Source organism: Novosphingobium sp. AP12, assembly GCF_000281975.1.
GTDB lineage: Bacteria > Pseudomonadota > Alphaproteobacteria > Sphingomonadales > Sphingomonadaceae > Novosphingobium.
Genome location: NZ_AKKE01000069.1, coordinates 31678 through 44880, shown reverse-complemented (window position 1 = coordinate 44880; position 13203 = coordinate 31678). Strand labels below are relative to the sequence as shown.

13 protein-coding genes are annotated in these 13203 nt (G+C 68.8%); 6 read left to right on the top strand and 7 right to left on the bottom strand.

Annotated features, from left to right (window positions below):
• Positions 1-62: 62 nt before the first annotated feature.
• Together PMI02_RS12280 and PMI02_RS12275 are read right to left on the bottom strand one after the other, a co-directional pair.
• Positions 63-827: an SDR family oxidoreductase gene (locus PMI02_RS12280; RefSeq protein WP_007683055.1), complete on the bottom strand. Its 765-nt coding sequence runs from the start codon at positions 825-827 to the stop codon at positions 63-65.
• A gap of 319 nt (positions 828-1146) precedes the next feature.
• Entirely contained in the window at positions 1147-1476 is a 330-nt protein-coding gene (locus tag PMI02_RS12275) for a glycine zipper 2TM domain-containing protein (protein WP_007683054.1), read from the bottom strand.
• Between the two features lie 335 nt (positions 1477-1811).
• Here PMI02_RS12275 and PMI02_RS12270 point away from each other — a divergent pair, with 335 nt between their 5' ends.
• Positions 1812-2885 (top strand): nucleoside hydrolase, encoded by a 1074-nt coding sequence (locus PMI02_RS12270; protein ID WP_157222495.1) that lies wholly within the window; start codon positions 1812-1814, stop codon positions 2883-2885.
• Positions 2886-2936: 51 nt separating this feature from the next.
• On the opposite strand, the gene PMI02_RS12265 is transcribed toward PMI02_RS12270, so the two are convergent.
• Positions 2937-3404, bottom strand: coding sequence for a glycine zipper 2TM domain-containing protein (locus PMI02_RS12265; RefSeq protein WP_007683051.1), 468 nt, complete (start codon positions 3402-3404; stop codon positions 2937-2939).
• 130 nt (positions 3405-3534) lie between these two features.
• On the opposite strand from PMI02_RS12265, the gene PMI02_RS12260 reads away from it, so the two are divergent.
• A complete protein-coding gene (locus tag PMI02_RS12260) occupies positions 3535-4377 on the top strand; it encodes a PhzF family phenazine biosynthesis protein (RefSeq protein WP_036503620.1) in 843 nt (280 codons plus the stop codon).
• Here PMI02_RS12260 and PMI02_RS12255 read toward each other — a convergent pair.
• The 3 genes from PMI02_RS12255 to PMI02_RS12245 form a co-directional block, all read right to left on the bottom strand.
• Entirely contained in the window at positions 4374-5537 is a 1164-nt protein-coding gene (locus PMI02_RS12255; protein ID WP_007683049.1) for a MaoC family dehydratase N-terminal domain-containing protein, read from the bottom strand. The two genes, PMI02_RS12260 and PMI02_RS12255, sit on opposite strands and share 4 nt — an antisense overlap.
• 25 nt (positions 5538-5562) lie before the next feature.
• The gene (locus PMI02_RS12250) at positions 5563-6078 is read right to left on the bottom strand and encodes a nitroreductase/quinone reductase family protein (protein WP_007683048.1); all 516 of its coding nucleotides are present in this window, start codon (positions 6076-6078) and stop codon (positions 5563-5565) included.
• A gap of 122 nt (positions 6079-6200) precedes the next feature.
• The gene (locus PMI02_RS12245) at positions 6201-6797 is read right to left on the bottom strand and encodes a TetR/AcrR family transcriptional regulator (RefSeq protein ID WP_007683045.1); all 597 of its coding nucleotides are present in this window, start codon (positions 6795-6797) and stop codon (positions 6201-6203) included.
• A gap of 77 nt (positions 6798-6874) precedes the next feature.
• Here PMI02_RS12245 and PMI02_RS12240 point away from each other — a divergent pair, with 77 nt between their 5' ends.
• The 4 genes from PMI02_RS12240 to PMI02_RS12225 all read left to right on the top strand — a co-directional run bounded on the left by PMI02_RS12240 (position 6875) and on the right by PMI02_RS12225 (position 11800).
• Positions 6875-8335, top strand: coding sequence for an efflux transporter outer membrane subunit (locus PMI02_RS12240; protein ID WP_007683044.1), 1461 nt, complete (start codon positions 6875-6877; stop codon positions 8333-8335).
• Positions 8328-9488, top strand: a complete 1161-nt coding sequence (locus PMI02_RS12235) for an HlyD family efflux transporter periplasmic adaptor subunit (protein ID WP_007683042.1) — start codon at positions 8328-8330, stop codon at positions 9486-9488. Before PMI02_RS12240 ends, PMI02_RS12235 begins: the two co-directional genes overlap by 8 nt.
• Positions 9488-11038, top strand: a complete 1551-nt coding sequence (locus PMI02_RS12230) for a DHA2 family efflux MFS transporter permease subunit (protein ID WP_007683040.1) — start codon at positions 9488-9490, stop codon at positions 11036-11038. Before PMI02_RS12235 ends, PMI02_RS12230 begins: the two co-directional genes overlap by 1 nt.
• Positions 11039-11194: 156 nt before the next feature.
• On the top strand, positions 11195-11800 hold the full coding sequence (locus PMI02_RS12225) for a DUF938 domain-containing protein (protein ID WP_007683037.1): 606 nt from the start codon (positions 11195-11197) through the stop codon (positions 11798-11800).
• Here the strand turns inward: PMI02_RS12225 and PMI02_RS12220 are convergent.
• Positions 11787-13109, bottom strand: a complete 1323-nt coding sequence (locus PMI02_RS12220) for an MATE family efflux transporter (RefSeq protein ID WP_036503603.1) — start codon at positions 13107-13109, stop codon at positions 11787-11789. The two genes, PMI02_RS12225 and PMI02_RS12220, sit on opposite strands and share 14 nt — an antisense overlap.
• Positions 13110-13203: the final 94 nt, after the last annotated feature.

Here is a 13203-nt window from a genome sequence, read left to right as displayed (position 1 = left end):
CGCAAGGGGTCTTGTGTTGCAAAATGCACAAAACTTGGAGAGACCCTTTCGTTTCCTGCATGTTACTGGCGGGCGAGGAACAGGACGTCGCGCGGCTGGGCGGTCAGGTGCTGGCCCGAATCGACGTAGAGCGTCTCGCCGCTCGCCAACCAGCCGCCGGCGAGGAACAGCGCCGCCCCGGCCACGTCCTGCGCGGTGGCGCGGCGACCCAGCAGGTTCATCCGGTGCGACACTTCGGCCTCGGCCTCGGTCTGGTCGTGGCTGGCGAGGATGGCGCCCGGCGCGATGCCGTAGACGCGGTCGCGTTCGTCGGTGCGCGCCATCGAAAGCATCGGGATGGTCGCGGACAACGCGTGCTTGCTCATGGTGTAGGAGAAGAAATCGGGGTTCGGGTTGACCAGCTTCTGGTCGGTGACGTGGATCAGCCTCCGCCCGCCCGCTGCCCGCGCATGGCCGAGGAACGCCTGGCCGAGCCGGGCCGGCGTTGCCGCGTTGACGCGCAGGGCCGAGGTGAAGATCGCCGGGTCGAGCGCCTGCGCGCTGTCGATGTCGAACACCCCGCCGCAATTCACCAGCACGCGCCAGTCGCCCAGCCGCGTGGCCAGCGCCTCGACCATCGCAGGCCCCTGGTCCCAGTCGTCGAGGTCGGCGGAGACGATTTCGGCGGAAGGCAGATCGGCGGCCAGTTCTTCGGCCTGCGCCTGCGAGCGGCCGTAATGGATCACGACATGCCAGCCCGCGTCTCCGAAGGCGCGGGCGATCGCGGCGCCGATCCGCTTGGCGCCGCCGGTTACCAGCATGGCGGGGCGGCCTTGCAATTCGCTCATCGAGCCGCGTCCACGGTGATCACAAGGCGACAAGGTTTACACGGTTTACACAGTCCTGGGAGAACGGCGCGGAGCCCCGGGACGGCCTCCGAATGCTGGGCGGTGCAAGGCGTAAATGATTGAGAAACGAGTGACTGAACCATGGTTCCCCTTGGAGCATAGCCGGCCGGAGTAGGAAAGGCCCGCCAGCTGGCGGCAGGTTCGGATCGCCGCGGCGCGGCATCTGCTACCGGCCGCCGGAGCGCAATTGCGACGCCCAAACGAAAAAGGCGCGCCGCAGGGGAACGGCGCGCCTCTCTCTCAGGGGACTGTGCAGGTGTCAGCGGCAGCGCGACTTCGAACCGCCGCGATCGATCTCGCGGCCGAGGACTGCACCGCCCGCGGCGCCCAGCAGGGTGCCGACGGTACGGTCGCCGCGGGTATCGACAGCGCGTCCGGCAAGAGCGCCGGCAACGCCGCCAACCAGCAGGCCGGTGGTGCCGTTGTTCTTCTTGCAGCGATAGCGACCGTCGTTGCCCTTCCAGTAGCGAACGCCGTCGTTGGTGCGGTGATACTTTCGGTTGTCGCGAGCCTCGGCGGGAGCGGAAACGGCCATCATGGCGGGAGCGGTGAGTGCCATCATGGTGGCGGCGAGAATGATTTTACGCATGGGAGTGTGCCCTCATTGGTAGCGTGGAATGATCTGGTAACGCCGCTCTTCGTTCATTGATCCACAACGTCAGATGAACGTGTCGTTGTGAACGGAAAACTCTGACGAGACGCGCGGCAGGCGCGACGAGTGGTGCGGCGATGTTGCTGCCAGACATAAAGCGGGCTCTTTCCATAAGGTTGCGCGCAGCCCATGGCCGCGGCCGAATTTCGGCAACGCCTCGCACGAACTATAGCGTTGGCCGCTGGGACGCCGGACCGATAGAGCAGGGCAGCTACGAACGGAGACCTGCCTTGCCGCTTATTCGGGCCGTCCATTTTGCTCTCGCTTGCCTTTTGGGAGGCGCTTGGGCGCTGCCCTCTGCCGCGATCGCCGCACCCGAGCGCCGCAAGGTCATCGTCGACCAGGATGCGTTCGAGGGGCCAGGGCTCCAGCCGATCCTCATGCTGCTGCAGGACCCCACCGTCGAGGTGCTGGGCATCACCACCGTCAGCGGCGACGGCTGGGCGCCCGAGGAGACGGCGGCGACGCTGCGCATGCTCGAACTGGTCGGCCGCACCGACGTGCCGGTGGTCGAGGGCGCGGTGTTCCCGCTGGTCAACACGCGCGAAAGCACCCGGCGGCGCGAGGCGCTCTATGGTCCCATGCCCTACAAGGGCGCGTGGATGGACAGCTGGCCCGCCTACAACACCATGAAGCGGCGCGAGCCGCACGGCCCCTTCGAAGTGCCGCCACTGCCCGAGGGCATGCCCAGGGCGAAGGCCCGGCCCGGCTCGGCGGCGGAGTTCCTGCTGGAAATGTCGCGCAGGTATCCGGGCCAGGTCAGTGTGATCGCGATGGGTCCGCTGACCAACCTCGCGCTCGCCCAGCGGCTCGACCCCGGTTTCGCGGACCGGCTGAAGGAACTCGTCACCGAGGGCGGTAACTTCATCGCCAGCGACGTGGACGGGCAGCACGACGAGTTCGCGATGCAGACCGCCTATGCCCCGCGCATGTCGTTCAACCACTTCTTCGATCCCGAAGCCGCCCACATCGTCTTCACCACCAAGTGGAAGCGGCTCGTGCTGGTGACCGGCGACGCCAACGAGGGTATCTTCGGCACCCGGGCGCTGATCGACAGGGCGGCGGCGAGCGGTCGGCCGGCGGCGCGCTATCTCGCGAAGACGGCGCAGGCGGGCTTCCCGCTGTGGGACGAAGTACAGGCGGCGGCGTGGCTCGACCCCGCGATCGTCAGGCGCGGAGGACGCATGGCCATGGACGTCGACCTCATGCCCGGCGCCAACTACGGCGCGCTCGTGACCTGGCCGGCGGGCAAGGGCCCGGGCCTCGGGGAGCAGGACGTGGACGTGGTCTACCGCGTCGACAAGGCGCGGGTGGAAGCGATGTTCGTGGATCTGCTGGGGCGGTGATCCGCGGTCCTCCCCATCGCTTCGCGATGGGGAGGGTGCGAGGCTATCGCCTTACCGGCACTTCATGTCGCCCTTGTCGATCTCGCGTCCGGCCACGCCGCCGAGGACGCCGCCGAGGATGGTGCCGATGGTCTTGTCGCGGCTTCCGGCGACTTGGTTGCCGGCCAGCGCGCCCACGCCCGCGCCGATGATGAGGCCGGTCGTGCCGTTGTCGCGCTTGCAGTAATAGCGCCCATCGTTGCCGCGCCAGAGGCGTGAGTTGCGGTCGATGCGGCGCGGCTCGGAGTAGCGGCCGCGCGAATCGTAGGCGCTGCGCTGCTGGTAGCCCCGGCGGTCGTTACCGCGATAGTCGCGCCTGTCGTCACGTCTATCGTCACGGCGGTCTCCCCGCCGGTCGTCGCGGTCCCGGCGGTCGTCTCGGTCACGGTTCGACCACTGCTGGTCGGCGAAGGCGGGGGCGACCGGGAGGGCGGCGGCGGTGGCGGCGAATGCGGCCAGAGCCAGCAGGGTTTTCTTCATAGTTCCAGCTCCTGCGGAGATTGATGCAGGACCACGGGGATGCCATGGCCGGCGAAATTCGAACCGGTCCAAGCCGGTGTCTGTCACGATGGAACGCGCAAGCGCCTGATAGGATGCGGAGAACTGCATGATGTTGCTCGATCTCGTGGACGTGTTCGGCTCCGGTTCGCTCAGCGGCAACCCGCTGGCGGTGGTGCGCGGGGGCGAAGGGCTGGACGCGGCGGCGATGCTGCGGCTGACGCGGTGGCTCGGTTTCTCCGAGACGACGTTCCTGCTCCCGCCCACCGATCCGGGCGCCGACTACCGCGTGCGCATCTTCTATCCGGCGGGCGAACTGCCCTTTGCCGGGCACCCGACGCTGGGCACCGCGCATGCGTGGCTGGCAGCGGGAGGCGTGCCGCGCGAGGCGGGCAAGGTGGTGCAGGAGTGCGGCATCGGTCTCGTCGAAGTCCGGGCCGACGGTGAGCGGCTGGCCTTCCGCGCGCCGCCGCTGATCCGCTCCGGGCCGCTCGATGCGGGCGACCTTGCCGAGACGCTGCGGCTGACGGGGGCCGACGCGGGTGATGTGATCGCGGCCGTCCACGCCGCCAACGGGCCGCAGTGGAAGCTGCTCCATCTCGGCTCGGCCGAGGCAGTGCTGGCGGCCGAGCCCGTGCCCCGCGCGCCGGTCGGCACCGACGTCGCGCTGCTCGGCCCCTGCGCGCCGGGCGGACCGGCGCAGTTCGAGGTGCGGGCGTTCTTCGCCGACCCAGCGGGCAAGCTCGTCGAGGACCCGGTGACCGGCAGCCTCAACGCCGCGATCGCGCAGTACCTCTTCGCCAGCGGGCAGGCGCAGGGCCGATACGTCGCCGCGCAGGGCCGCAAGGTCGGCGCCGACGGGCTGGTCCATTGCTCGCAAGGCGAGGGCGGTGAGGTGTGGATCGCCGGCCGGGTGGAGACCGTCTCACGCGGCGGCGACCTGTTCCCCGGTTAGGCGGGCTTCTTCGGCAGCGCGATCTCGGCGGTGCCGGTGCACATGGTGGTGCCCTTCTGGTTCTTCATCAGGTGCTTGACGTGGATGAGCGCGCGGCCCTCGTCGTCGATCGACTTGTCGACCACTTCGGCGGTCTGGATCGTCGCGTCGCCGGTCAGCGCCGGGCCGCGGTAGTTGGCGACCGAGTGGACGACCATGCCGTGCTCGCCCGCCCAGCCCGAGAGGTAGTCGGTCACCCACGAGCCCATCGAGGCCCCATAGCCGTAGCCGCGCGGCATGCCGATCTTCCGGGCGAACTTGGGGAACAGGTGCCCGCGCGAGGGGCCGTAATAAGCGCCGTCGGTGAGGAAGGGGTTGACCTTGAGCATGACGGGATCGTTCTCGTAGCCCGCCATCTCCTTGGTGAAGCCCATCGCCTCGAGGTCCTGGACGCGCAGGTCGATGGCGCCCCAGGTGTTGACGATGAAGGCGCGCCATTCGGTGGCGAAGCTGGCGATCGAATGCGGGCCGAACACGCGCTCGGGCAGCTGGTCGCCCACGGTCACGTCATCCCACCAGCGCTCGGCGTGGCCGAGGTCGTGGAGCACCTGCACCCAGGCGAAGCGGCGGGCCTCGATGTCCTCGATCTCGGCGTCGGTCCATTCCGGCTCCTCGAAGTCGGCAGTCTTGACGTTGTCGCCGCCGGCCGCCGCGCGGTAGCGGATCGAGGTCGAGCGCTGGCGCGCGATCGCCTCGCCGTCCTGGTTGGAATAGTTGTTGTCGCCGCGCTGGAACACGGTCGGCCCGAAGCCGGTCTGCTTGAGCGTGTAGTCGAAGGGAATGCGGGTGTTGGTGACGATGTCGCCCGGCTTGATGCGCGGGCCGTAGAACCACCATTCGTCGCCGCCGAACAGCAGGTGCGAATCGGCAAGGCGGCCGACGCAGGCAGGCGCGGCGCCGTGGCCGTCGTCGGTGGCGATCGCGAAGCTCTGCGGCGCGACGAGGCCGCCCCAGCGGCTCGCGTTCGCGGTGTCGGGATCGAAGTGGACGAGGTTGGGATAGTGCATCGCGTGGACCCAGCGGCGGATGTCGTTGGGGGCGATCGGCTCGCGCAGGGGCGAGAAGTCCATCGGCTTGCCGAGGTACTGGTCGATGTCGGACGTGTCGAAGTCGTCGCTCATGTTTCGGATGTCTCTTTCAGGAAATTCAGAACTGGCGCTGGCCGGTGGCCTCGCTCGCCTGGAACACGGGGATGGGCTCGAGCGCCTTCATCATGACCAGCGGAATCACGCGGTCGGTGGCCTTCTGGTAGCTGTCGTAGAAGGGGTGGCAGTCGGCCATGAAGGCCCAGACCTTCTCGCGCTCGGCCCCTTCCGGCTCCCGCCAGGTGCCGCGGAAGGCCTGCGTGGCGACCTGGAACTCGACCACGTCGGACTCGATGAGGTTGAGATACCAGGCGGGGTGGTGGTCGGCGCCGCCCTTCGACGCGCAGATCACCACTTCGCCGCCGATGTCGGCGTAGCAGAGCGGGGTGATGAACACCTTGCCGCTCTTGCGGCCGGTGTACTTGATCATGCAGTGGGTCGCGAATGCGCGGCCGCCCACCGGCGTGATGTCCATGATGTGGCCCTTGGCGCCGCCCGATTCGAGATACATCTCGCGGTGCTCGCTGGCCCAGTCCTTGCGGGTGTCGCGGATCGCGGCTGACGATTCGTCGCTCATGGCTTTTGTCCTCTCCTGCCGAAGCGGGCGGAGGATGGCCGATGGGGGCTGCGGGCGTCTAACCCCGAATGGGAACGGCGGCCAGTGATCGCCCCAGCGGTCCCGGTTGCCAGCAGCCCGGTTCAGTCCTCCCGCTGCGGCGGGAAGGAGAAGTGCGCCATCATGTTGTCGACGAAGGCTTCCTGCTGGGCCTTGGTGGTCGGGGCGGGGCGCAGCAGGATATCGGTGCGGTAGCCGGTGACGGCAGCCACCGTGAACTGGGTGAGGCGCATCGCTTCCTCGTCGTCGTAGCGGGTGGCGAAGAACCGGGCGATGACGGCGCGCATCTTGGAAGGTCCGCGCGCGTAGAACATCTCCTTGATCTCGGGGAAGCGATCCCCTTCGCTCACCACGAGGCGGTAGAGCAGGACCGAATTCTCGTTCAGCAGGCAATCGAGGAAGCGCAGGCAGGCGCGGCGCAGGGCCGGGGGGGAGAAGGTCTGCCCGGTCAGCACTTCGTCGATGTCTTTGGAGAACTGCTCGACATGCATGTCGATGACGGCGGCGAAGATGTCCTCCTTCGAGGCGAAATGCGCCCAGAGCGTCGCCTTCGAACCACCCAGAGCATCGGAAATCGCCGACATGGTGGTCGCGGCATAACCCTGCTCGAAGAACAGGCGGGTGGCGACCGTCACGATCTCCGCGCGCTTGCGGGCCTTGTTGAGCTCTCGTTTTCCCATCGTCGCTGTCATAGTCGTACTATCTAGTACACTTTTCGTTTGACAGGATCAAGCAACACTTCGTAAAAAATGTACTGATGAGTACGCATATCAAACCACGATTCGCGGCGGCCTCGCTGCTGGCGATTTCATTGTCCCTCGGAGCCTGCACGGCGCCCGACCTTGGCCCGCGTCCGCAGATGACGGCGCCCGGAACGCTGGAGGCGGGCCAGTCGCTCACCTCGGCATCCGCGTCGCGCGACTGGCCGCAGGAACGCTGGTGGACCGTCTACGGCGATCCGCAGCTCGATGCCCTGGTCGATGAGGCGCTGGCCGGATCGCCGAGCGTGGCCGCGGCGCAGGCGCGCATCCGCCAGGCGCGGGGCGCCGCCGGCATTGCCGGCGCGGCGCTGCTGCCGACGCTGAACGGGCAGGGCGCGGCCGGCTTCACCAAGCAGAGCTACAACAACGGCGTCCCCGCCGACTTCGTCCCCAAGGGCTGGAACAGCACCGGCACGCTGGCGCTTTCGGGCGACTTCGACCTCGACCTTTGGGGCGCCAACCGCAAGGCGCTCGCCGCCGCGACGTCCGAGGCCGAAGCCGCCGAAGCCGATGCGCGGCAGGCCGAACTGATGATCTCGACCAACGTCGTCTCGTCCTATTTCGACCTCGCTCGCCTGGTCGAGCGCGGCAAGGCGCTCGACGACGCGAACACCGCGCGCCGCTCCTTCGTCGACCTGACCAGCCAGCGCGAGCAGGCCGGTATCGACAACCAGGCCCCGCTGCGCCGCGCCGAATCCGCCGCCGCCGCCGCGCGTGCGGAATCCTCGTCCAATGCGGAGCAGACCCTGCTGCGCCGCCATGCGCTCGCCGCGCTGCTGGGCAAGGGCCCCGACCGCGGCCTTTCGATCGTGCCCCGTGCGCTCGACACAGTGCCCTTCTCGGGCGTTCCCGCCGATGCCGGCATCGAACTCGCCGGACGCCGCCCGGACATCGTCGCGGCGCGCCTCCGGGCCGAAGCGGCGGGATCGCGGATCGACGTCGCCAAGGCGGCCTACATGCCCAACATCAGCTTGCGGGGCCTGTTCGGGCTGACCTCGCTGGGCCTGTCCAACCTGATCGACAGCGGCTCGACCTACGGTAACGCGGGCGGCGCGCTCAGCCTGCCGATCTTCCAGGGCGGACGGCTGAAGGGCCAGTACACGCAGGCGCGCGGCGGCTACGACGCCGCCGTCGCCAACTACAACGAGACGGTCGTCAGTGCGCTCCAGGAAGTCGCCGACGCGCTCGCCAGCCGCGAGGCCTCGATCGCGCAGGAACGCGAGATCAACGAGGCGGCCCGCACCGCGCAGATCGCCTACGACCTTTCGATGCAGCGTTTCCGGGGCGGTCTCTCGACCTATCTCGACGCGCTGACCGCCCAGACCAACGCGCTCGAGGCGCGCCGCACGGCGGTCGATGCCCATTTCCGTACCCTCGCCCTGGAAGTCGCGCTGCAGCGCGCGCTTGGCGGCGGGTTCGCAGACAATTCCAGTGAGAAGGCTTCCGACGATGAGTGATGACGTGCAGCAGCAGCCGGCGGCATCTGCCAGCAACGACGGCGGCGGCAGCGTGGTCGACAAGAAGAACCGCAAGCCGCTGCTGATCGGGCTGGCGGTGGCGGTGGTTGCGATCGCCGCGATCTTCTTCCTCTACGACGTGCTCATCGGCAGCCGCTCGGTCTCGACCGACAATGCCTATGTCGGCGGCGAGAGCGCGGAAGTGACCCCGCTCACCGCCGGGCAGGTCGCCGAGGTCCACGTCACCGACACGCAGCCGGTGCGCAAGGGCCAGATCCTGTTCCGCCTCGACGACAAGGACCAGCGTATCGCGCTGGCCCAGGCCGAGGCGCAGCTCGAATATGCGACCCGCCGCTACGGCCAGTCGCTCGCCAACAACAACGCGCTGGGCGCCGCCGCCGATGCCACGGCCGCGCAGATCAACTCCGCGATCGCGAGGCAGGCTTCGGCCAAGGCGACCCTCGCCAAGGCGCAGGAAGACTTCCGCCGGCGTGACAGCCTTGCCGCGGGCGGCGCCGTTTCGGGCGAGGAACTGACCTCGGCCCGCCAGGCGCTGGCCTCCGCGCAGGCCGGCGCGGCGGAAGCCGCCGCCGCCGTCGCTCAGGCGCGCGCCAACACCAACAGCGCCCGCCGCCAGGAAGAGGCTTCGGTCGCCCTGACGCGCGGCACCTCCAACCAGACCGCACCCGAAGTGCTGCTCGCCAAGGCTCAGCTCGCCACCGCCCAGCTGGCGATGGAGCGCACCGTGATCCGCGCGCCGATCGACGGCGTCATCGCGCGCCGCTCGATCCAGGTCGGCCAGAAGATCGACGTGGGCGTCGTCGCGATGATGATCGTGCCGGTGAACGCGCTCTACGTCGACGCCAACTTCAAGGAAGACCAGCTCGGCAAGGTCCGCTCGGGCCAGACCGCCATCGTCACTTCGGACTTCTACGGCGACGACGTGGAGTTCCACGGCAAGGTCGTCGGCTTCTCGGGCGGCACCGGCGCGGCGTTCTCGCTGATCCCGGCACAGAACGCGACCGGCAACTGGATCAAGGTCGTGCAGCGCCTGCCGGTGCGCATCGAACTCGATCCCAAGGAACTGCAGGAGCACCCGCTGCGGATCGGCCTGTCGATGGAAGCCAAGATCGACCTGACGAGTAAGGACTGATGGCCAGCGCGGCAGCAGCGACGGGGTCCGGTAGCGCGGCGCAGCCCCTGACAGGCGCGAAGCTGGTGCTGGCCGGCCTCGTGCTGGCCATGGCCAACTTCATCGTCGTGCTCGACACGACGATCGCCAACGTCTCGGTCCCGCACATCGCCGGCGGCCTCGCCGTCTCGGTGTCGAGCGGGACCTGGGTCATCACGTCCTACGCCGTGGCCGAGGCGATCTGCGTGCCGCTGACCGGCTGGCTATCCAACCGCTTCGGCACCTTGCGCGTGTTCATACTGTCGCTGATCGGCTTCGGGCTGTTCTCGACCCTGTGCGGGCTGTCGAACTCGCTGTCGATGTTGGTGATCTTCCGTCTGGGGCAGGGCTTTTGCGGCGGTCCGCTGATGCCGCTGACGCAGACGCTGCTGCTGCGCATCTTCCCCAAGCACCTTCACCCCAAGGCCATGGCGATGTGGGCGATGACCATCGTCACCGCCCCGATCGCAGGCCCGATCCTGGGCGGCTACATCTCCGACAACTGGTCGTGGGAGTGGATCTTCTTCATCAACGTGCCGATCGTCATCCTGATCTTCTTCGGCGTGTTCACCCTGCTGCGGGGCGCGGAAACGCCGACGCAGAAGCTGCCGATCGACAAGATCGGGCTGGGACTGCTCGTGATCTGGGTCGGCGCATTCCAGATGATGCTCGACCTCGGCCGGGACGAGGACTGGTTCTCGTCGCCCAAGATCGTCGCTCTTGCCTGCATCGCCGCGGTGTTCTTCGTGGTGTTCCTGGTCTGGGAGCTGACCGAGGAGCATCCGATCGTCAACATATCGGTGTTCCGACACCGGGGCTTCTCGGCCGCAACGCTGTCCCTGACAATCGCCTTCGGCACCTACTTCGCCGCGATCGTGATCGTGCCGCAATGGCTGCAGACCTCGATGGGCTACACCGCCACCGACGCAGGACTGGCGATGTCGTTCAGCGGGGTGCTGGCGGTGGTCGCCTCGCCGTTCGTGCCCAAGCTGATGCAGAAATTCGACCCGCGCCTGATCGTCTTCATCGGCATCACCTGGATCGGCGTGTGTTCGCTGATGCGCATGACATGGTCGACCGACATCACGTTCTGGAGCATCGCCCTGCCGCAGCTGCTTCAGGGCGTGGGGGTGTCGATGATGATCGTCCCGCTCACCACCATCAGCCTCAGCTCGGTGCTGCCGCACGAGACCGCCTCGGCGGCGGGTATCGCCAACTTCGGGCGGACGCTGGCCGGCGCGGTCGCCACCGCGATCGTCACGACGCTATGGAGCGACATGTCGCGCGACCGCGCGGACACGCTCTCGGGCACGCTGAACGGAGCAGCGGCGATCTCGCAAAAGCTGCAGGCGCAGGGCTTCAGCGCCGAGCAGGCACGCGGCACCATCGCCCGGCTGGTCGAGAACCAGGGCACGGCGGTGGCGACGGCGGAGCTGTTCGGCATCAGCGCCGTGGCTCTGTTCCTGGCGGCCTTCACTATCTGGCTGGCGCCCCGCCCGCCGAAGAACGTCAAGCCCGCTTCGGGGCACTGAGGTACAGGTCCTTCGGGTCGCATCGAAGGAACCTGAGCGTCCGGCCCGGACGGAAGGCAGGCAGCCCCCCAGCCTATCGCCCTTCCGTCCGGCCGGCGCACCCGCCGGGCGCAACCCGGCCTTGCGCGGCGGCGCCGACCGCTCCATCCCATAGGCATGACGCAAGACGACCGCCGAGAGGCCCCCGCCACCGCGCGCAACCGCGAGCCCATTCTCCAGGTCTTGCGCGACGTCCTGCCGCTGTCCGGCCGGGTGCTGGAAGTCGCCAGCGGCACCGGCGAGCATGCCGTCCATTTCGCCGCCGCGCTGCCCGACCTCATCTGGCAGCCGAGCGACCCCGATCCCGAAGCCCGCGCCTCCATCGCGGCGTACCGGGGCGATGCGGGGCTCTCGAACCTGCTCGAACCCATCGCGCTCGACGCGGCATCTTCGGCTTGGCCGGACACGCCGTTCGAGGCGGTCGTCTGCATCAACATGATCCACATCAGCCCCTGGGCCTCGACCGAGGGACTGATGGCGGGGGCGGCGAAGGCGCTCGATTCCGGGCGACCGCTGGTGCTCTACGGCCCGTACCGCCGCGCCGACCGCGCGATAGAGCCGAGCAACGAGGCGTTCGACGAGGACCTCAAGCTGCGCAATCCCGAATGGGGCCTGCGCGGCGTGGAGAGCGTGCGCGCCTGCGCGCTCGACCACGACCTCGCGTTCGACCAGCTGGTCGAGATGCCTGCCAACAATCTGATCCTGGTGTTCAGGAAACGCTGAAGCTGCGCCGCGCGAGGCGCGGCAGCACCAGCGCCTGCCCTGCCGCGCGGGCGCCGAACAGCGCGGCGAAGGCGGCCCACAAGCCGTGATTGCCCAGCGGCGCCAGGCCTGCGAGCATCGCGAGGTAGAGCGCCAGCGCCGCCGCCATCGTCCCCAGCATCGCGCGCGTCCAGCCCGCTCCCACGAACACTCCGTCGAACACGAAGGAAGCCACGCCCAGCAGCGGCAGCACGGCGAGCCAGACGGCATAGTCCCCCGTCGCCGCGATCACCTGCGGGTCGGTGCTGAACGCCGCGGCGAGCCGCGCGCCGCCCAGCGCGTAGGCGGCCGAAACGGCGAGGCCCGTCACCCCGCCCCAGACCAGAGCGGCGCGTATCGCAGCGTCGAAGCGCCGCCGCTCGCCGGCACCGACGGCCTCGCCGCACAGTACCTGCGCAGCGCTTTCGAAGCCGTCGAGCAGCAGCGTGGCGAGCATGAACAGCTGGAACAGGATGCCGTTGGCGGCCAGCGTCACCGGCCCCGCCTGTGCCCCGCTGCGCGCGAAGAGCAGGATCGCGCCGGTGAGCAGCAAGGTCCTCACGAAGAGGTCGCGGTTGAGTGCGAAGAGGCGCAGCAGGTCGGCGCGCGCCCAGGTCGCCCGGATGCGGAGGGCGGCGAGTGCCTCGCGCGCGGCGCCCTCGCGCACGACCACGGCGGCGAGCAGGGCGAACTTCAAGAGCTCGGACAGGACCGTCGCGCTTGCCACTCCGGCGACGCCCCAGCGCACCACGAGCACCAGCAGCAGGTCGAGCGCGATGTGCACGAGGTTGGCGGCGATCTCTACGCAAAGGACGTAGCGCAGGTGCCGCCGCCCGATCAGCCAGCCCACGAGGACGCAGTTGGCAAGCCAGACCGGTCCCGCCCAGTAGCGGATCGCGACGTAGGTCTGCGCGTCCGCGCGCACCGGCCCGCTCGCTTCCAGCAGGTCGAGGCCGAGCGGGATCGCCCAAGGCATCACCATCAGCAGCAGTGCGCCGATGCCGAGCGCCACCGCCATGGCGCGCGCCAGCGTCGCCCCCTGCGCACCGTCGTCGCCGCGTCCGCTGCCCTGCGCGGTGAGGGCGACGGTACTGGTGCGCAGGAAGTTGAAGACGTTCAGCAGGCCGAGCATGAACTTGGCGCCCAGTTCCACCGCACCCTGTGCCGGGGCGTCGCCGAGGCGTCCGATCGCCCACATGTCGGCAAGGCCGAACAGCGCCGTCGCGACATTGGTCAGCATCGCGGGCAAGGCGATCGACCAGAGCTGGCGGGCAGTGTCGCTTCGGGTCAAGGGGGAGGGCATCCGGGCTGATAGCGGCTGGCGCCGGCTTTATCGGACAGCGGAGGGGACCACAATCCGCGCCATGGCCGCGAATCGCTGGTCC

Coding starts and splice junctions, on each gene's coding strand:
- PMI02_RS12280 (WP_007683055.1), bottom strand. CDS start 827: ATGAGCGAATTGCAAGGCCGCCCCGCCATGCTGGTAACCGGCGGCGCC.
- PMI02_RS12265 (WP_007683051.1), bottom strand. CDS start 3,404: ATGAAGAAAACCCTGCTGGCTCTGGCCGCATTCGCCGCCACCGCCGCC.
- PMI02_RS12240 (WP_007683044.1), top strand. CDS start 6,875: ATGAGTACGCATATCAAACCACGATTCGCGGCGGCCTCGCTGCTGGCG.
- PMI02_RS12230 (WP_007683040.1), top strand. CDS start 9,488: ATGGCCAGCGCGGCAGCAGCGACGGGGTCCGGTAGCGCGGCGCAGCCC.
- PMI02_RS12260 (WP_036503620.1), top strand. CDS start 3,535: ATGTTGCTCGATCTCGTGGACGTGTTCGGCTCCGGTTCGCTCAGCGGC.
- PMI02_RS12225 (WP_007683037.1), top strand. CDS start 11,195: ATGACGCAAGACGACCGCCGAGAGGCCCCCGCCACCGCGCGCAACCGC.
- PMI02_RS12275 (WP_007683054.1), bottom strand. CDS start 1,476: ATGCGTAAAATCATTCTCGCCGCCACCATGATGGCACTCACCGCTCCC.
- PMI02_RS12245 (WP_007683045.1), bottom strand. CDS start 6,797: ATGGGAAAACGAGAGCTCAACAAGGCCCGCAAGCGCGCGGAGATCGTG.
- PMI02_RS12250 (WP_007683048.1), bottom strand. CDS start 6,078: ATGAGCGACGAATCGTCAGCCGCGATCCGCGACACCCGCAAGGACTGG.
- PMI02_RS12255 (WP_007683049.1), bottom strand. CDS start 5,537: ATGAGCGACGACTTCGACACGTCCGACATCGACCAGTACCTCGGCAAG.
- PMI02_RS12235 (WP_007683042.1), top strand. CDS start 8,328: ATGAGTGATGACGTGCAGCAGCAGCCGGCGGCATCTGCCAGCAACGAC.